This window comes from Streptomyces puniciscabiei (assembly GCF_006715785.1).
Classification (GTDB): Bacteria; Actinomycetota; Actinomycetes; order Streptomycetales; family Streptomycetaceae; genus Streptomyces; species Streptomyces puniciscabiei.
Map to the genome: position 1 here is coordinate 2,455,070 of NZ_VFNX01000001.1, position 17,530 is coordinate 2,472,599.

General features: G+C 69.1%; 17 protein-coding genes. 4 read left to right on the forward strand and 13 right to left on the reverse strand.

Annotation, left to right across the window (positions count from 1 at the left end; translation table 11 throughout):
* Positions 1-4: 4 nt before the first annotated feature.
* From nuoL to FB563_RS11160, 12 genes are read right to left on the reverse strand one after another with little or no spacing between them, the layout of a single operon-like run.
* Entirely contained in the window at positions 5-1,951 is a 1,947-nt protein-coding gene (nuoL, locus tag FB563_RS11105) for an NADH-quinone oxidoreductase subunit L (protein ID WP_055703801.1), read from the reverse strand.
* Positions 1,952-1,966: 15 nt separating this feature from the next.
* Positions 1,967-2,266, reverse strand: a complete 300-nt coding sequence (gene nuoK, locus FB563_RS11110) for an NADH-quinone oxidoreductase subunit NuoK (RefSeq protein ID WP_055703802.1) — start codon at positions 2,264-2,266, stop codon at positions 1,967-1,969.
* Complete coding sequence (locus tag FB563_RS11115; protein ID WP_055703803.1) at positions 2,263-3,105, reverse strand: NADH-quinone oxidoreductase subunit J; 843 nt, start codon at positions 3,103-3,105, stop codon at positions 2,263-2,265. The genes nuoK and FB563_RS11115 overlap by 4 nt, the downstream gene beginning before the upstream one ends.
* Positions 3,102-3,743 (reverse strand): NADH-quinone oxidoreductase subunit NuoI, encoded by a 642-nt coding sequence (nuoI, locus tag FB563_RS11120; RefSeq protein ID WP_055703804.1) that lies wholly within the window; start codon positions 3,741-3,743, stop codon positions 3,102-3,104. The genes FB563_RS11115 and nuoI overlap by 4 nt, the downstream gene beginning before the upstream one ends.
* A complete protein-coding gene (gene nuoH, locus FB563_RS11125; RefSeq protein ID WP_055703805.1) occupies positions 3,736-5,100 on the reverse strand; it encodes an NADH-quinone oxidoreductase subunit NuoH in 1,365 nt (454 codons plus the stop codon). Before nuoH ends, nuoI begins: the two co-directional genes overlap by 8 nt.
* Positions 5,097-7,601: an NADH-quinone oxidoreductase subunit G gene (locus tag FB563_RS11130; protein ID WP_055703806.1), complete on the reverse strand. Its 2,505-nt coding sequence runs from the start codon at positions 7,599-7,601 to the stop codon at positions 5,097-5,099. Before FB563_RS11130 ends, nuoH begins: the two co-directional genes overlap by 4 nt.
* A complete protein-coding gene (gene nuoF, locus FB563_RS11135) occupies positions 7,598-8,944 on the reverse strand; it encodes an NADH-quinone oxidoreductase subunit NuoF (protein ID WP_055703807.1) in 1,347 nt (448 codons plus the stop codon). Before nuoF ends, FB563_RS11130 begins: the two co-directional genes overlap by 4 nt.
* Complete coding sequence (gene nuoE, locus FB563_RS11140; protein WP_055703808.1) at positions 8,944-9,810, reverse strand: NADH-quinone oxidoreductase subunit NuoE; 867 nt, start codon at positions 9,808-9,810, stop codon at positions 8,944-8,946. The genes nuoF and nuoE overlap by 1 nt, the downstream gene beginning before the upstream one ends.
* The gene (locus tag FB563_RS11145; protein WP_055703809.1) at positions 9,807-11,132 is read right to left on the reverse strand and encodes an NADH-quinone oxidoreductase subunit D; all 1,326 of its coding nucleotides are present in this window, start codon (positions 11,130-11,132) and stop codon (positions 9,807-9,809) included. The genes nuoE and FB563_RS11145 overlap by 4 nt, the downstream gene beginning before the upstream one ends.
* The gene (locus tag FB563_RS11150; protein WP_055703810.1) at positions 11,129-11,899 is read right to left on the reverse strand and encodes an NADH-quinone oxidoreductase subunit C; all 771 of its coding nucleotides are present in this window, start codon (positions 11,897-11,899) and stop codon (positions 11,129-11,131) included. Before FB563_RS11150 ends, FB563_RS11145 begins: the two co-directional genes overlap by 4 nt.
* Positions 11,896-12,450, reverse strand: coding sequence for a NuoB/complex I 20 kDa subunit family protein (locus FB563_RS11155; protein WP_007383964.1), 555 nt, complete (start codon positions 12,448-12,450; stop codon positions 11,896-11,898). Before FB563_RS11155 ends, FB563_RS11150 begins: the two co-directional genes overlap by 4 nt.
* 13 nt (positions 12,451-12,463) lie before the next feature.
* Positions 12,464-12,823, reverse strand: a complete 360-nt coding sequence (locus FB563_RS11160; RefSeq protein WP_003992243.1) for an NADH-quinone oxidoreductase subunit A — start codon at positions 12,821-12,823, stop codon at positions 12,464-12,466.
* Positions 12,824-13,575: 752 nt separating this feature from the next.
* Here FB563_RS11160 and FB563_RS11165 point away from each other — a divergent pair.
* Together FB563_RS11165 and def are read left to right on the forward strand one after the other, a co-directional pair.
* Entirely contained in the window at positions 13,576-14,385 is an 810-nt protein-coding gene (locus FB563_RS11165; RefSeq protein WP_107100494.1) for a C40 family peptidase, read from the forward strand.
* 151 nt (positions 14,386-14,536) lie between these two features.
* Positions 14,537-15,166, forward strand: coding sequence for a peptide deformylase (gene def / locus FB563_RS11170; protein ID WP_055709914.1), 630 nt, complete (start codon positions 14,537-14,539; stop codon positions 15,164-15,166).
* A 3-nt stretch (positions 15,167-15,169) separates the two neighbouring features.
* Here the strand turns inward: def and FB563_RS11175 are convergent, their stop codons facing one another.
* Positions 15,170-16,462: a geranylgeranyl reductase family protein gene (locus FB563_RS11175; protein ID WP_055709915.1), complete on the reverse strand. Its 1,293-nt coding sequence runs from the start codon at positions 16,460-16,462 to the stop codon at positions 15,170-15,172.
* Between the two features lie 97 nt (positions 16,463-16,559).
* Here FB563_RS11175 and FB563_RS11180 point away from each other — a divergent pair, with 97 nt between their 5' ends.
* Both FB563_RS11180 and FB563_RS11185 read left to right on the forward strand, forming a co-directional pair.
* Positions 16,560-17,066: a GNAT family N-acetyltransferase gene (locus tag FB563_RS11180; protein WP_055709916.1), complete on the forward strand. Its 507-nt coding sequence runs from the start codon at positions 16,560-16,562 to the stop codon at positions 17,064-17,066.
* Positions 17,067-17,195: 129 nt separating this feature from the next.
* On the forward strand, positions 17,196-17,504 hold the full coding sequence (locus FB563_RS11185) for a PASTA domain-containing protein (protein WP_079049098.1): 309 nt from the start codon (positions 17,196-17,198) through the stop codon (positions 17,502-17,504).
* Positions 17,505-17,530: the final 26 nt, after the last annotated feature.

The window sequence follows — 17,530 nt, forward strand, 5'->3', positions numbered from 1 at the left end:
GGTATCAGACCGCCCTCATCAGCAGGGTCGCGGCGACCAGGAGTGCCGCACCGCCGAACATCGAGACCGCGTAGGAGCGGGCGAAGCCGTTCTGGATCCGGCGGAGCCGTCCGGACAGGCCGCCGAAGCCGGCCGCCGTGCCGTTGACGACGCCGTCGACCAGGGTGTGGTCGACGTAGACCAGGGAGCGCGTCAGGTGCTCGCCGCCGCGCACCAGGACCACATGGTTGAAGTCGTCCTGGAGCAGGTCGCGGCGGGCCGCGCGGGTGAGCAGGGAGCCGCGCGGGGCGACGGCGGGGACGGGTTTACGGCCGTACTGGGCCCAGGCGATGCCCACGCCGACGACCAGGCAGACCAGGGTGGCGCCGGTGACCGTCCAGGTACTGACCGGGGAGTGGCCCTCGCTGTGCCCGGTGACCGGCTCGAGCCAGTGCAGGAAGCGGTCGCCGAGGTTGAAGAAGAAGCCGCCGGCCACCGATCCCACGGCCAGCACGATCATGGGGACCGTCATGACCTTGGGCGACTCGTGCGGGTGCGGCACGGCGTGCTCGCCGCGCGTCTCGGCGGCCGGCTCCACGCTCGGTTCGGCCGGGGACGGGGTCGGGGCGTTGCGCCAGCGTTCTTCTCCGAAGAACGTCATCAGCATCACGCGGGTCATGTAGAACGCGGTGATGGCCGCGCCCAGCAGGGCCGCGCCGCCGAGGATCCAGCCCTCGGTGCCGCCCTTGGCGAAGGCCGCCTCGATGATCTTGTCCTTGGAGTAGAAGCCGGACAGGAACGGGAAGCCGATGATCGCCAGGTAGCCGAGCCCGAAGGTGATGAACGTGATCGGCATGTACTTCCGCAGGCCTCCGTAGCGGCGCATGTCGACCTCGTCGTTCATGCCGTGCATGACCGAGCCCGCGCCGAGGAACAGCCCGGCCTTGAAGAAGCCGTGCGTCACCAGGTGCATGATCGCGAAGACGTAGCCGATGGGGCCGAGGCCCGCGGCGAGCACCATGTAGCCGATCTGCGACATGGTCGAGCCGGCCAGTGCCTTCTTGATGTCGTCCTTCGCGCAACCGACGATCGCACCGAACAGGAGCGTGACGGCGCCAACGACGGTGACGGCCAGCTGGGCGTCGGGAGCCGCGTTGAAGATGGCTCCGGAGCGGACGATCAGATAGACGCCCGCGGTCACCATCGTCGCGGCGTGGATCAGGGCCGAGACCGGGGTCGGGCCCTCCATGGCGTCGCCGAGCCAGGACTGCAGCGGCACCTGGGCGGACTTGCCGCAGGCTGCGAGGAGCAGCATCAGGCCGATCGCGGTGAGCTTGCCCTCGGAGGAGTCGCCGGTGTGGCTGAGGACCGGGCCGAAGGCGAAGGTGCCGAAGGTGGTGAACATCAGCATGATCGCGATCGACAGGCCCATGTCGCCGACGCGGTTCACCAGGAAGGCCTTCTTCGCCGCCGTCGCGGCGCTGGGCTTGTGCTGCCAGAAGCCGATCAGGAGGTACGAGGCGAGGCCGACGCCTTCCCAGCCGACGTACAGCAGCAGGTAGTTGTCGGCGAGGACGAGCAGCAGCATCGCCGCGAGGAACAGGTTCAGGTAGCCGAAGAAGCGGCGGCGCCGCTCGTCGTGCTCCATGTACCCGACCGAGTACAGGTGGATCAGCGAGCCGACGCCCGTGATGAGCAGGACGAACGTCATCGACAGCTGGTCCAGGCGGAAGGTGACGTCCGCCTGGAAGCCGGCCACCGGGACCCAGCTGAACAGGTGCTGCATCAAGGTCCGGTGATCGGCCGCCTTGCCGAGCAGATCGGCGAAGAGGACGAGGCCGATGGCGAAGGAGACGAACGAGAGCAGCGTGCCGATCCAGTGGCCGACGGCGTCGAGCCGGCGGCCGCCGACCAGAAGGACGGCCGCTCCGAGCAGGGGCGCCGCGATGAGCAGCGCGATCAGGTTCTCCACGATTCTTCCGACCCCTTACAGCTTCATCAGGCTGGCGTCGTCGACCGAGGCCGAGTGGCGGGTACGGAACAGCGACACGATGATCGCGAGGCCCACCACGACCTCCGCGGCGGCGACGACCATCGTGAAGAAGGCGATGATCTGGCCGTCGAGGTTGCCGTGCATCCGGGAGAAGGTGACGAACGCGAGGTTGCAGGCGTTCAGCATCAGCTCGATGCACATGAAGACCACGATGGCGTTGCGCCGGATCAGTACGCCGGTCGCACCGATCGTGAACAACAGGGCCGCGAGGTAGAGGTAGCTGACCGGGTTCATTTCGACGCCTCCTCGGGCCGCTTGAACGTCGCCGGTTCGATCGCCTTGCGCTCCAGGCGCTCCTCCGCGTGCTGCTCCAGCGCCCGCAGGTCGTTGAGCGCCTCCGCCGACACGTCACGGATCTGGCCGCGCTCGCGCAGCGTCTTGCTGACGGTCAGCTCGGAGGGGGTGCCGTCGGGGAGGAGGCCCGCGATGTCGACGGCGTTGTGCCGGGCGTAGACACCGGGGGCGGGCAGCGGCGGCACGTGCGTGCCCTCGCGGACGCGCTGTTCGGACAGCTCGCGCTGGGTCTTGGCACGCTCGGTGCGCTCGCGGTGGGTGAGCACCATGGCGCCGACGGCGGCCGTGATCAGCAGGGCGCCGGTGATTTCGAAGGCGAAGACGTACTTGGTGAAGATGAGGGACGCGAGGCCCTCCACATTGCCGTTCGCGTTCGCCTGGCCGATGCCGGCGAACTCCTTCAGGGAGGCGTTCCCGATGCCGGCGAAGAGCAGGACGCCGAAGCCGACCCCGCACAGAAGGGCCAGCCAGCGCTGACCCTTGATGGTCTCCCTGAGCGAGTCCGCGGCCGTGACGCCGACGAGCATCACCACGAACAGGAACAGCATCATGATCGCGCCGGTGTAGACGACGATCTGCACGATGCCCAGGAAGTAGGCGCCGTTGGCGAGGTAGAACACCGCCAGGACGATCATGGTCCCGGCGAGGGAGAGCGCGCTGTGCACGGCCTTCTTCATGAAGACGGTGCCCAGGGCGCCGATCACCGCGACGGTGCCGAGGACCCAGAACTGGAAGGCCTCACCGGTGGAGGTGGTGTAGGCGGCGAGTTGTGCGGTCATCGGCCGATCACCTTCTCCGAGGCCGGCTCCTCCTCGCCGAAGGTGGACGCGGCCTCCTGCGGGACCTCGCCCTTGGACAGGGCGACCTGGCGGACCGTGCCGGGGGCGGCCTGTGTCACCAGGCCCCGGTAGTAGTCCTGTTCGTCGGTCCCCGGGAAGATCGCGTGCGGCGTGTCGACCATGCCCTCTTCGAGGCCGGCGAGGAGTTGTTCCTTGGTGTAGATGAGGTTGGCGCGGCTGGAGTCGGCCAGTTCGAACTCGTTGGTCATCGTCAGCGCGCGCGTGGGGCACGCCTCGATGCACAGGCCGCACAGGATGCAGCGGGCGTAGTTGATCTGGTAGACGCGGCCGTAGCGCTCGCCCGGCGAGTAGCGCTCCTCGTCGGTGTTGTCGGCGCCCTCCACATAAATGGCGTCGGCGGGGCAGGCCCAGGCGCACAGCTCACAGCCGACGCACTTCTCCAGGCCGTCCGGATGGCGGTTGAGCTGGTGCCGTCCGTGGAACCGCGGAGCCGTGGTCTTCTTCTGCTCCGGGTACTGCTCGGTCAGCCGCTTCTTGAACATGGCCTTGAAGGTCACGCCGAAGCCGGCCACGGGGTTCAGGAAACCGGGCTTGGTCTCCTTGGGCTCCTCAGCCATCGGACGCCTCCTTTCCATCCGAAGATCCATCACTGACAGTGTCCGACCCACCACTGACAATCAGCTCTCGCTCGCGGCGAGGGCGGCGCCTGGGCACCGGCGGCAGCTCCTGCCCGGGCAGCGGCGGTACGGGGAATCCGCCCGCCATCGCGTCGAATCCGGCCTCCTCGGCGGCGGGCTGCTCGGGAGTCCCGGCCTTCTCCCGGAACATGTCGGCGACGAAGGAGATCAGCAGCAGGGCGAGAACTCCGCCGCCCACGTACAGGGCGATGTCGGCGAAGTCGTAGTGCTCATTGCGTAGGGCCCGCACGGTCGCCACCAGCATCAGCCAGGTCACGGAGACCGGGATGAGGACCTTCCAGCCGAGCTTCATCAGCTGGTCGTAGCGGACGCGGGGGAGCGTGCCACGCAGCCAGATGAAGAAGAACAGCAGCAGCTGGACCTTGATCACGAACCAGAGCAGCGGCCACCAGCCGTGGTTGGCGCCCTGCCAGAAGGAGCTGATCGGCCAGGGGGCCCGCCAGCCGCCGAGGAACAGCGTGGTCGACACAGCCGAGACCGTCACCATGTTCACGTACTCCGCGAGCATGAACATCGCGAACTTGATGGAGGAGTACTCGGTGTTGAAGCCGCCGACCAGGTCGCCCTCGGACTCCGGCATGTCGAAGGGGGCGCGGTTGGTCTCGCCGACCATCGTGACGATGTAGAGGATGAACGAGACCGGCAGCAGCAGGATGTACCAGCGGTCGTGCTGCTGGGCCACGATCGTGGATGTCGACATCGACCCCGAGTACAGGAACACGGAGGCGAACGCGGCGCCCATGGCGATCTCGTAGGAGATCATCTGCGCGCAGGAACGCAGGCCGCCGAGCAGCGGGTAGGTGGATCCGGAACTCCAACCCGCCAGGACGATGCCGTAGATGCCGACGGAGGCGACCGCGAGGATGTAGAGCATCGCGATCGGCAGGTCGGTCAGCTGCATCGTGGTGCGGTGGCCGAAGATCGAGATCTCGTTGTCGGCCGGCCCGAAGGGGATCACCGCGATCGCCATGAAGGCCGGGATGGCCGCGACGATCGGGGCCAGGACGTAGACCACCTTGTCGGCGCGTTTGACGATGATGTCTTCCTTGAGCATCAGCTTCACGCCGTCGGCGAGCGACTGGAGCATGCCCCAGGGGCCGTGCCGGTTCGGGCCGATGCGCAGCTGCATCCAGGCGACGACCTTGCGCTCCCAGACGATGGAGAACAGTACGGTCACCATCAGGAAGGCGAAGCAGAAGACGGCCTTGATGACGACCAGCCACCAGGGGTCGCGGCCGAACATCGAGAGGTCTTCAGCGGCGAGGTACGGGCTCATGCCTCCACCTCCTTGGGGGCCTGTTCGGCGGGTGCCGCCGGGCCGATGCGGACGAGGGAGCCGGGCTGTGCGCCGGCGTCGGAGGCGACGCCGGCGCCGACGGAGTTCAGCGGGAGCCAGACCACCCGGTCGGGCATCTCGGTGATCCGCAGCGGCAGTTCGACGGTGCCGGAGGGGCCGGTGACGGCGAGGACTTCGCCGTCCTTGACGCCTGCCTCGGCGGCGGTCGCGGCGGACACGCGCGCGTGTGCGGCATGCCGGGTGCCGGCGAGCGCCTCGTCGCCCGCCTGGAGGACGCCCTGGTCGAGCAGCAGCCGGTGCCCGGCGAGTACGGCCTCCCCGGCGGCCGGGCGGGGCAGCGCACCCGCGTACTCCTGGGGAGCGGAGGCGCGCGGGCCGTCCCAGGGGCCGAGCCGGTCGATCTCCGCGCGCGTGCTGCGCAGATCCGGCAGGCCCAGGTGGACGTCCATGGCATCGGCGAGCATCTGCAGCACGCGCGCGTCGGTCGGTGCCAGGCGGCGGGTCATCTGGTCGGGCTTGAGGGCGGCCTCGAAGAACCGCACCCTGCCTTCCCAGTTGAGGAAGGTGCCCGCCTTCTCGGCGACCGCGGCGACCGGCAGGACGACGTCGGCGTGCTCGGTGACCTCGCTGGGCCGCAGTTCCAGCGACACCAGGAAGCCGACGCTGTCGAGTGCTTCACGCGCGCGTGCCGGGTCGGGCAGGTCGGCGACCTCCACCCCGGCGATCACGAGTGCCGACAGCTCGCCGGTGGCGGCCGCCTCGACGATGTGGTGGGTGTCGCGGCCGTAGCGCAGCGGGAGTTCGGCGAGCCCCCAGGCGGCGGCGACCTCCTCCCGCGCACGCGGGTCGGTCGCGGGACGGCCGCCCGGCAGCAGCGAGGGCAGCGCGCCCACTTCGACGGCGCCGCGCTCACCGGCCCGGCGCGGGATCCACACCAGCTGCGCGCCGGTCGCGGCGGCGGCGCGTACGGCGGAGGTGAGCCCGCCCGTGACCGTGGCAAGCCGCTCGCCGACGACGATGACCGCGCCCTCGGTGCGCAGGGCCTCCGCGGCCCGTGCGCCGGGCTCCTCCAGGCCGACGCCGCTGGCGAGGGCGTCCAGCCACTCGGTCTCGGTGCCGGGCGCGGCCGGCAGCAGGGTGCCGCCCGCCTTCTCAAGGCCCCGGGTCGCGTGCGTGGCCAGCGCGAACACCTTCTGCTTGTGCTTGCGCCAGGCCTTGCGCAGCCGCAGGAAGACGCCGGGCGCCTCCTCCTCCGACTCGAAGCCGACCAGCAGGACGGCGGGCGCCTTCTCCAGGGAGGTGTAGGTGACGCCCGTGCCGTCGAGGTCGCGGCCGCGACCCGCCACCCGGGCGGCCAGGAAGTCGGCCTCCTCGCCGCTGTGCACGCGCGCGCGGAAGTCGATGTCGTTCGTGTCGAGCGCCACGCGCGCGAACTTGCTGTACGCGTAGGCGTCCTCGACGGTCAGCCGGCCGCCGATGAGGACGCCGGCCCGGGAGCGGGCGGCGGTCAGTCCCCGCGCGGCCGCCTCCAGGGCTTCCGGCCAGGAGGCGGGTTCCAGCACGCCGTCGGCGTTACGGACGAGCGGGGTGTCGAGGCGGTCCTTGAGCTGTGCGTACCGGAACGCGAAGCGTCCCTTGTCGCAGATCCACTCCTCGTTGACCTCGGGGTCGTTGGCGGCGAGCCGCCGCATGACCTTGCCGCGCCGGTGGTCGGTGCGAGTGGCGCAGCCCCCGGAGCAGTGCTCGCACACCGACGGCGAGGAGACGAGGTCGAAGGGGCGGGAGCGGAAGCGGTAGGCCGCCGAGGTGAGCGCGCCGACCGGGCAGATCTGGATGGTGTTGCCCGAGAAGTACGACTCGAACGGGTCGCCCTCGCCGGTGCCGACCTGCTGGAGCGCGCCCCTCTCGATCAGCTCGATCATCGGGTCGCCCGCGATCTGGTTGGAGAACCGGGTGCAGCGGGCGCACAGCACGCACCGCTCGCGGTCGAGCAGCACCTGCGTGGAGATCGGTACGGGCTTCTCGTAGGTCCGCTTCTTGCCGTCGAAGCGGGACTCGGCGCTGCCGTGCGACATCGCCTGGTTCTGCAGCGGGCACTCGCCGCCCTTGTCGCAGACCGGGCAGTCCAGCGGGTGGTTGATGAGCAGCAGCTCCATCACACCGTGCTGGGCCTTCTCGGCGACCGGCGAGGTCAGCTGGGTCTTCACCACCATGCCGTCGGTGCAGGTGATGGTGCAGGACGCCATCGGCTTGCGCTGGCCCTCGACCTCGACGATGCACTGACGGCATGCACCGGCGGGGTCCAGGAGGGGGTGGTCGCAGAACCGGGGGATCTCGATGCCGAGCTGCTCGGCGGCGCGGATGACGAGGGTGCCCTTGGGCACGCTGATCTCGATGCCGTCGATCGTCAGCGTGACGAGGTCTTCCGGCGGGACCGCCGCCTCTCCCCCACCGGCGGGAGCACTGGTGGTCACGGTCATGCGTTCACCTCCGGGCGGTCCGCCCAGGCCGTCGACTTGGCCGGGTCGAAGGGGCAGCCCCGGCCCGTGATGTGCTGCTCGTACTCCTCACGGAAGTACTTCAGCGAGGAGAAGATCGGGGACGCGGCGCCGTCGCCGAGGGCGCAGAAGGACTTGCCGTTGATGTTGTCGGCGATGTCGTTCAGCTTGTCGAGGTCGGACATGACGCCCTTGCCGGCCTCGATGTCCCGCAGCAACTGCACCAGCCAGTACGTCCCTTCCCGGCAGGGTGTGCACTTGCCGCAGGACTCGTGGGCGTAGAACTCGGTCCAGCGGGTCACCGCCCGCACCACGCAGGTCGTCTCGTCGAAGCACTGCAGGGCCTTGGTGCCGAGCATCGAGCCGGCGGCGCCGACGCCCTCGTAGTCCAGGGGAACGTCGAGGTGTTCGTCGGTGAACATCGGCGTCGAGGAGCCGCCCGGCGTCCAGAACTTCAGCCGGTGGCCGGGTCGCATGCCGCCGCTCATGTCGAGGAGCTGGCGGAGGGTGATGCCGAGCGGGGCCTCGTACTGGCCGGGGCTGGCGACGTGGCCGCTGAGCGAGTAGAGCGTGAAGCCCGGGGACTTCTCGCTGCCCATCGACCTGAACCAGTCTTTGCCGTTTTTCAGGATCGCGGGAACCGACGCGATCGACTCGACGTTGTTCACAACAGTCGGACAGGCGTAGAGGCCTTCCACCGCAGGGAAGGGGGGACGGAGCCGCGGTTGACCACGGCGGCCTTCGAGCGAGTCCAGCAGTGCGGTCTCCTCACCGCAGATGTACGCGCCGGCGCCCGCGTGCACGGTGAGCTGAAGGTCGAGCCCGCTGCCCAGGATGTTCTCGCCGAGGTAGCCCGCCGCGTAGGCCTCGCGCACGGCCTCGTGCAACCGCCGCAGAACAGGGACGACTTCACCACGCAGATAGATGAAGGCATGCGACGACCTGATGGCATAACACGCGATCACGATGCCCTCGATGAGGCTGTGCGGGTTCGCGAAGAGGAGCGGGATGTCCTTGCAGGTCCCGGGCTCCGATTCGTCGGCGTTGACAACTAGATAGTGCGGTTTTCCATCACCCTGCGGAATGAACTGCCACTTCATTCCGGTCGGGAACCCCGCGCCGCCGCGGCCGCGCAGCCCGGACTCCTTGACGTAGGCGATCACGTCGTCCGGGGACATGGCGAGCGCCTTGCGGAGCCCCTCGTACCCCTCGTGCCTCCGGTAGACGTCCATGGTCCAGGACTGGTCCTCGTCCCAGAAGGCCGACAGCACGGGTGCGAGCAGCTTCTCGGGGCTCGTGTCCTTGACCTCGGGTACCACGGTCATCACTCCCCCTCCTCGGCGGTAGGCCCTGCCGGGTGGGCCGGGTCGGAGGCCGATGTCTCCTGCGGCGCGTCATGGGAACTGAGGTGTTCGGCCGGCGACGGTTCGTGCACCCTGTCCCTCGGTTCCTCATGCGGACCTCCGCGTGGATGGACCACGCGCGCGGGTGCGGCCTCTCCCCTTGCCAGGCGAAGGCCCACCAGCGACGCGGGTCCCGCACTGCCGCCCTCCTCGACGGCCCCGGGCCGCTCGTCGGGGAAGCCGGCCAGGATCCGCGCGGTCTCCTTGAAGGTGCACAGCCGCGCCCCGCGCGTGGGCTGTACGGGCCGTCCGGCGCGCAGGTCGTCGACCAGGCGCTTGGCGCTGCCCGGCGTCTGGTTGTCGAAGAACTCCCAGTTGACCATCACGACCGGCGCGAAGTCGCAGGCCGCGTTGCACTCGATGTGCTCCAGCGTGACCTTGCCGTCGTCGGTGGTCTCGCCGTTGCCGACGCCCAGGTGCTCCTGGAGGGTCTCGAAGATCGCGTCGCCGCCCATCACCGCGCACAGCGTGTTGGTGCACACGCCCACCTGGTAGTCGCCGGAGGGCTTGCGCCGGTACATGGTGTAGAAGGTGGCGACGGCGGTGACCTCGGCCGTGGTCAGGTTCAGCATGTCCGCGCAGAACTGCATTCCGGTGCGCGTGACATGGCCCTCCTCCGACTGCACGAGGTGGAGCAGCGGGAGCAGGGCGGACCGGGAGTCCGGGTAGCGCGCGATGACCTCGCGCGCGTCCGCCTCCAGCCGGGCCCGGACGTCGTCCGGGTAGGCGGGTGCGGGCAGTTCGGGCATGCCCAGGCTGACGCCCCGCTCCGAAGAAGAGGTGGTCACCGGTCGACGCCTCCCATCACGGGGTCGATGGACGCGACGGCGACGATCACGTCGGCGACCTGGCCGCCCTCGCACATCGCCGCCATGGCCTGCAGGTTGGTGAAGGACGGGTCGCGGAAGTGGACCCGGTAGGGGCGGGTGCCGCCGTCGGAGACGGCGTGCACGCCGAGCTCGCCCTTGGGGGACTCGACAGCCGCGTAGGCCTGTCCCGGCGGGACGCGGAAGCCCTCGGTGACGAGCTTGAAGTGGTGGATCAGGGCCTCCATGGAGGTGCCCATGATCTTCTTGATGTGGTCGAGGGAGTTGCCGAGTCCGTCCGGGCCCAGGGCGAGCTGGGCGGGCCAGGCGATCTTCTTGTCGGCGACCATGACCGGGCCGGGCTGGAGCCGGTCCAGGCACTGCTCGATGATCCCGAGCGACTGGCGCATCTCCTCCAGGCGGACCAGGAAGCGGCCGTAGGCGTCGCAGGTGTCGGCGGTCGGGATCTCGAAGTCGTACGTCTCGTAGTCGCAGTACGGCTGTGCCTTGCGCAGGTCGTGCGGCAGGCCGGTGGAGCGCAGGATCGGGCCCGTGGCGCCGAGGGCCATGCAGCCGGCCAGGTCGAGGTAGCCGATGTCCTGCATGCGGGCCTTGAAGATGGGGTTCCCGGTGGCGAGCTTGTCGTACTCCGGGAGGTTCTTCTTCATCTTCTTCACGAACTCGCGGATCTGGTCCACCGCGCCGGGCGGCAGGTCCTGGGCGAGTCCGCCGGGGCGGATGTACGCGTGGTTCATCCGCAGGCCCGTGATGAGCTCGTAGAGGTCGAGAATCATTTCACGATCGCGGAATCCGTAGATCATGATCGTGGTGGCGCCGAGCTCCATGCCGCCGGTGGCGATGCACACCAGGTGGGAGGACAGCCGGTTCAGCTCCATCAGGAGCACCCGGATGATCTTGGCGCGCTCGGTGATGTCGTCCTCGATGCCGAGGAGTTTCTCGACGGCGAGACAGTAGGCGGTCTCGTTGAAGAAGGACGTCAGGTAGTCCATGCGCGTGACGAAGGTGGTGCCCTGCGTCCACGTGCGGTACTCGAGGTTCTTCTCGATGCCGGTGTGCAGATAGCCGATGCCGCAGCGGGCCTCGGTGACCGTCTCGCCCTCGATCTCCAGGATCAGGCGGAGCACTCCGTGGGTGGAGGGATGCTGGGGACCCATGTTGACGACGATGCGTTCGTCGTCGGCGCGGGTCGCGGACTGGACGACCTCGTCCCAGTCGCCACCGGTGACCGTGTAGACGGTGCCCTCGGTGGTTTCCCGGGCGGCTGCTGACTGGGTGCTGCTCACGAGTACGACCTCCGCTGGTCCGGAGCCGGGATCTGGGCGCCCTTGTACTCGACGGGGATGCCGCCGAGGGGGTAGTCCTTGCGCTGCGGGTGGCCCTGCCAGTCGTCCGGCATCATGATCCGCGTCAGGGCCGGGTGACCGTCGAAGACGATTCCGAAGAAGTCGTAGGTCTCGCGCTCGTGCCAGTCGTTCGTCGGATAGACGGAGACGAGGGACGGGATGCGCGGGTCGGCGTCCGGGGCGCTGACTTCCAGGCGGATCAGCCGGTTGTGGGTGATCGAGCGCAGGTGGTACACGGCGTGCAGCTCGCGGCCCTTGTCGTGCGGGTAGTGGACGCCGCTGACACCGGTGCACAGTTCGAAGCGCAGGGCGGGGTCGTCGCGCAGGGTGCGGGCGACGCGGAGCAGGTGCTCGCGTTCGATGTGGAAGGTGAGCTCGCCGCGGTCGACGACCGTCTTCTCGATGGCGTTGCCAGGGAGGAGTCCCTGTTCCTCCAGGGCGCCCTCCAGCTCGTCGGCGACCTCGTCGAACCAGCCGCCGTAGGGGCGGCTCGCCGGTCCCGGGAGCCGGACCGAGCGGACCAGGCCGCCGTAGCCGGAGGTGTCGCCGCCGTTGTTGGCGCCGAACATGCCGCGCTGGACGCGGATCTCCTCGCCGCCCTGGCCTCGCTGGCCGGGGAGGTTGGAGGCGGAGAGGTCCTTCTCGGGGTTCACCCCGTTCGCGGACCCGTTCACGCCGCCCGTGCCGTTGCCGTTCGCGTCGCTCACCGCAGCAGCCCCTTCATCTCGATCGTGGGCAGGGCCTTGAGCGCCGCCTCCTCCGCCTCGCGGGCCGCTTCCTCGGCGTTGACGCCGAGCTTGGAGGACTGGATCTTCTGGTGGAGCTTGAGGATCGCGTCCATCAGCATCTCGGGGCGGGGCGGGCAGCCCGGCAGGTAGATGTCGACCGGGACGATGTGGTCGACGCCCTGGACGATCGCGTAGTTGTTGAACATGCCGCCCGAGGAGGCGCAGACGCCCATGGAGATCACCCATTTCGGGTTGGGCATCTGGTCGTAGACCTGCCTCAGCACCGGCGCCATCTTCTGGCTGACCCGGCCGGCGACGATCATCAGGTCGGCCTGGCGCGGTGAGCCACGGAAGACCTCCATGCCGAAGCGCGCCAGGTCGTAGCGGCCGGCGCCGGTGGTCATCATCTCGATGGCACAGCAGGCGAGGCCGAAGGTGGCCGGGAAGACGGACGCCTTGCGCACCCAGCCCGCGGCCTGCTCGACGGTGGTCAGCAGGAAGCCGCTCGGCAGCTTTTCTTCGAGTCCCATGTCCTAAGGCCCCTCAGTCCCATTCCAGGCCGCCGCGCCGCCACACGTACGCGTACGCGACGAAGACGGTGAGCACGAAGAGCAGCATCTCCACGAGCCCGAAAATCCCCAGGGCGTCGAAGGTGACGGCCCAGGGATAGAGGAAGACGATCTCGATGTCGAAGACGATGAAGAGCATCGCCGTCAGGTAGTACTTGATGGGGAAGCGCCCGCCGCCGGCCGGCGTGGGGGTCGGCTCGATACCGCACTCGTAGGCCTCGAGCTTGGCGCGGTTGTACCGCTTCGGACCGATCAGCGTGGCCATGACCACGGAGAAGATCGCAAAGCCTGCCCCGAGGGCTCCCAGTACGAGGATGGGCGCATACGCGTTCACCGCTCCTCGCTCCTCTCAGTCGGCGCTGACTGCTGGCGGTTGCACTGGTGCACCTGCGCTCACTTCCGCCTCACCGGTCCCACGAACCCCGCCGTCCCGGGCGAAGATCGAGAACATGTGAAGCAGGTCACAAGCCCAGTTGCCACGCATCTTATGCCCGCCGCTCTGTGATCTGCGACACGGGGTATTGCACGAGCTTTGTGATCTCCACCACCTGACGAAGGATCATGAAGTCGGATGATGAGTGATCTTCATACGCGAAGCGTTCAGTTGATCACGAGAAGTGACATTCTCGCTTGTCATCGCAGGCCGGAGGGTGCGTCTCAATATCAAGAGAGTTCCGCTGCATGCAAATTGGCGCTGGACGCGGGAGCCTGCTAGAGGGCGCATTCACACATCAGAGGGAGGTGCGGGGCGGGATGTGGACGTGCATGTGGACGCGTGCACACATTCACGAGCTCCGTGCACACGGGACGCCGCGATTCCGGTGACCGTTCCGTGACCTCCGCCACACCGATGAGAGGCCTCTGAGAACCGGGCTTGGCCAACGACCCCAACCGGTGGTAGGCGGGGGGCAATTCGGACGTAATGATCAAAGACCGTGATCAAGCCCTTGATCACCGACGTCCGCAATGTCCGTTACGGCGTCAATAAAGAGCGACACGCCCGGGATTCCAGGTCTCGATTGAGCAACTGTGGCGCAGCACACGTTTCTTGAAGATATGAAGGAGCCCCTGGTACCGCTTGTTCCCATGTCCCACACCGCTCACATACGCAGCCACCGGAAGCCCCGCCGCAGCGCGTCGACCCTCGCGATGCGGGCCGGAGTTGCCGGTGGCGTCCTCAGCACCCTGGCAGTCGCCGGGGCGTCCGGCTCGGCGAACGCGGCCGAGCCGGTGACGCAGACCCTCGAGCTGCCCACCCTGACGACCGACCTGGCCGCTCAGGCAGCCAAGTCCGCGGACGCCACCCAGCAGGCCGCCGCGAACTACCAGCTGCAGGCCGAGCGCGACGCGGCCGCCGCAAAGGCCGCGAAGCAGGCCAAGGCGGACCTCGCCGAGGCCAAGCAGAAGGCCGCCGAGGCCAAGAAGAAGGCCGAGGAGGCCGCCCGCAGGGCCGCCGCCGCGCGTGCCTCGCGCAACGCCGAGCGGACGACGCTCGCCGCCACGGACACCGGCAGCACCTCCACGAGCAGCTCCACCGCCACCGGTTCCGCCGCCGCCGTCGTCGCCTTCGTCAAGGCGCAGATCGGCAAGGCGTACGTCTCCGGCGCCACCGGCCCCTCGGCCTACGACTGCTCCGGCCTGGTGCAGACGGCCTTCAAGCAGGTGGGCATCAGCCTGCCGCGCGTCTCGCAGGACCAGTCGACCCAGGGCACCCAGGTCTCGCTGAGCAACCTGCAGCCGGGCGACATCCTGTACTGGGGCAGCGCGGGCAGCGCCTACCACGTCGCGGTGTACGTGGGCGACGGCATGTTCGTCGGCGCGCAGAACCCCTCCAGCGGCGTCGGGGAGCACCCGCTGTCGTACGACCCGCCGACCGGCGCCGTGCGGGTGCTCTGAGCGCACCACGCACCTCTCACGCGCGTAGGGCCGCAGCCGCTCGGGGGCAGCGGCCCTTGCGTCGTTCCCGGGGCGCCACCAGGCCCCTTCCTGACAAGCTCTGACCGGGCCGCCGGCCGGCGGTCCGTCCATGAGCGAAGGAGACTGCGTCATGCCACGCGTGTTCGTACAGGGAAGGCCCGCCGACTACTACCCCCGCCACGCCCCCGAGGCCGGGCGCGGCGCGGTGCGCCGGATCACCGAGGTCGGCGAGGGGGTCCTGCACAAGCCGTGCCGGGACGTCACGGAGTTCGGGCCCGACCTCGCCGCACTCGTCGACGACATGTTCCTCACCCTGTATGTCGCCGAAGGGGCGGGACTTGCCGCGAATCAGGTAGGGGTCGATCTGCGGCTGTTCGTGTACGACTGCCCCGATGACGAAGGAGTCCGGCATGTCGGACACATCGTCAATCCGGTGCTGGAAACGCCCACGAGCGGGCGGCGATTGCTGGACGAGGGCGAGGGCTGTCTGTCGGTGCCGGGTGCCGTGATGGCCGTACCGCGGCCGGACCGGGCCGTCGTGCGCGGACAGGACAAGGACGGCAACCCCCTGGTCGTCGAGGGCACGGGGTACTTCGCGCGGTGCCTCATCCACGAGACCGACCACACCGACGGGTACCTCTACCTGGACCGGCTCTCCAAGCGGGAGAAAAAGGACGCCCTGCGGCAGATGGCGGACCGGCGGGACGAGGTGTTCGCCCGCCGGGCCGCCAGGGCGGCGGAACTCCGCCGAGCCCAGTGAGGCTTACGCCTTCGGGGCCACCTTGCTCAGGCCGTTGATGATGCGGTCCATCGCGTCTCCGCCCGTGGGGTCGGTGAGGTTCGCCAGCAGCTTGAGGGTGAACTTCATCAGCAGCGGGTGGGTGAGGCCGCGCTGGGCGGCGATCTGCATGACCTTCGGGTTGCCGATGAGCTTCACGAAGGCGCGGCCGAGGGTGTAGTAGCCGCCGTAGGTGTCCTTGAGGACGCGCGGGTAGCGCTGCAGGGCGATCTCGCGCTGGGCGGGCGTGGCACGCGCGTGTGCCTGGACGATGACGTCGGCGGCGATCTGGCCGGACTCCATGGCGTAGGCGATGCCCTCGCCGTTGAAGGGGTTCACCAGGCCGCCGGCGTCGCCGACGAGCAGCAGGCCGCGCGTGTAGTGGGGCTGGCGGTTGAAGGCCATGGGGAGGGCGGCGCCGCGGATGGGGCCGGTCATGTTCTCGGGGGTGTAGCCCCAGTCCTCCGGCATGGAGGCGCACCAGGCCTTGAGGATCTCGCGCCAGTCCAGCTCCTTGAAGGAGGCGGAGGTGTTCAGCACGCCGAGGCCGACGTTCGAGGTGCCGTCGCCCATGCCGAAGATCCAGCCGTAGCCGGGCAGCAGCCGGTCCTGGGGGCCGCGGCGGTCCCACAGTTCCAGCCAGGACTCCAGGTAGTCGTCCTCGTGGCGGGGGCTCTCGAAGTACGTCCGGACCGCGACGCCCATCGGGCGGTCCTCGCGGCGGTGCAGGCCCATCGCGAGGGACAGGCGGGTGGAGTTGCCGTCGGCGGCCACGACCAGGGGCGCCTGGAAGGTGACCTCACGCTTCTCCTCGCCGAGCTTGGCGGTGACGCCGGTGATGCGGCCGGTGCGGTCGTCGATGACGGGGCCGCTCACATTGCAGCGCTCGTACAGCCGCGCCCCCGCCTTCTGGGCGTTGCGGGCGAGCTGCTCGTCGAAGTCGTCGCGCTTGCGGACCAGTCCGTAGTTCGGGTAAGAGGCGAGTTCCGGCCAGTCCAGCTGGAGTCGGGAGCCGCCGCCGATGATGCGCAGGCCCTTGTTGCGCAGCCAGCCGGCCTCCTCGGAGATGTCGATGCCCATGGCGACGAGCTGCTTGACCGCGCGCGGGGTGAGGCCGTCGCCGCACACCTTCTCGCGCGGGAACTCGGTCTTTTCGAGGAGCAGGACGTCGAGACCGGCCTTGGCGAGGTGGTACGCGGTCGTGGAGCCGGCGGGCCCCGCGCCGACGACGATCACGTCGGCGGTGTTCTCGGAGAGGGGCTCCTTCACGACGGTCACGGCGGGATCTCCCCAAGTTCGAAATCTGCGTGCCGACCGGCACTGGACATGGGCAGTCTATTCAGCAGAATTGATCACCCGGCTGAAGGGCTGCCCTGTGAACCGACCTCTCCCCGCGGTACGGCTGCGTGTCCCCACCCACGAGGACGCGATCGCCTGGCACCGGGTCTTCGACGACCCGGAGGTCATGGAGTTCTACGGCGGCAAGCCGGCCGCGCTGTCGGTCTACGAGGAACTCACCGCGCGGCAGCGGCGGCACGACGCCGAGCTCGGCTTCTGCCTGTGGACCATGCTGGACGAGTCCGGTGAGGTCATCGGTTTCACCGGAGCGCAGCCCTGGCGGCCCGACTGGGGTCCGGTCGGCGAGATGGAGATCGGCTGGCGGCTGGGCCGCGCGCACTGGGGCAGGGGGTACGTCACCGCGGCCGCGCGCGAGACGCTGCAGCGGGTGCGCCAGGCCGGGGTCAAGGAGGTCGTGGCGATGGTCCGGCCGGGCAACGAGCGGTCGATCGCGGTGACCCGGCGGCTCGGCATGCGCCCGGCGGAGACCTATCGGCATCCCGCCCTGGACGAGGACGCCCTCTGCTTCCGGCTGACTCTCTGATCCTTACTCACGCAGAGTAGTCATCTGTCACAGAAAGACACCGGCTCCTTCCGGCCGGGGCGCACGGGAGTTACCCTTCCAGTACCGCTGGGGGTGACATCTGTGCGCATAACACCCAAAACACCCGAAGTGCGCGTGCCACGGCTGGTCGGAATGATGGCCGTGGACGCGCGCGAAACGGCCCGGGCGCAGGGCCTGTTCCTCAATGCGCCGGATCGCCCGGACTTCCACCTCGCGGTCGTCGACTACGTCGTACGCCAGTACCCGCAGCCCGGCGCGGAGGTGCCCCGGGACTCCATGGTGTACGTGTGGTTCGACTTCGGTGAGGGAGAGGGCGGCGGAGGCGTGCGCGAGCCACGCATCCCGCGGCCGCCCGCCGGTGGCCTGCAACGCGAACTCGGTGAGCCCGGTGACGCCTTCGAGATGATCAACCGCTGAGGGCCCGACGCCCGGCGGCGAAGCAC

Excerpts from the sequence above, each read along its gene's own strand:
- FB563_RS11130 (WP_055703806.1), bottom strand. The coding sequence starts at position 7,601 with ATGACCGTGACCACCAGTGCTCCCGCCGGTGGGGGAGAGGCGGCGGTC.
- FB563_RS11155 (WP_007383964.1), bottom strand. The coding sequence starts at position 12,450 with ATGGGACTCGAAGAAAAGCTGCCGAGCGGCTTCCTGCTGACCACCGTC.
- nuoI (WP_055703804.1), bottom strand. The coding sequence starts at position 3,743 with ATGGCTGAGGAGCCCAAGGAGACCAAGCCCGGTTTCCTGAACCCCGTG.
- nuoK (WP_055703802.1), bottom strand. The coding sequence starts at position 2,266 with ATGAACCCGGTCAGCTACCTCTACCTCGCGGCCCTGTTGTTCACGATC.
- nuoF (WP_055703807.1), bottom strand. The coding sequence starts at position 8,944 with ATGACCGTGGTACCCGAGGTCAAGGACACGAGCCCCGAGAAGCTGCTC.
- def (WP_055709914.1), top strand. The coding sequence starts at position 14,537 with ATGCCACGCGTGTTCGTACAGGGAAGGCCCGCCGACTACTACCCCCGC.
- FB563_RS11165 (WP_107100494.1), top strand. The coding sequence starts at position 13,576 with ATGTCCCACACCGCTCACATACGCAGCCACCGGAAGCCCCGCCGCAGC.
- nuoH (WP_055703805.1), bottom strand. The coding sequence starts at position 5,100 with ATGAGCCCGTACCTCGCCGCTGAAGACCTCTCGATGTTCGGCCGCGAC.
- FB563_RS11115 (WP_055703803.1), bottom strand. The coding sequence starts at position 3,105 with ATGACCGCACAACTCGCCGCCTACACCACCTCCACCGGTGAGGCCTTC.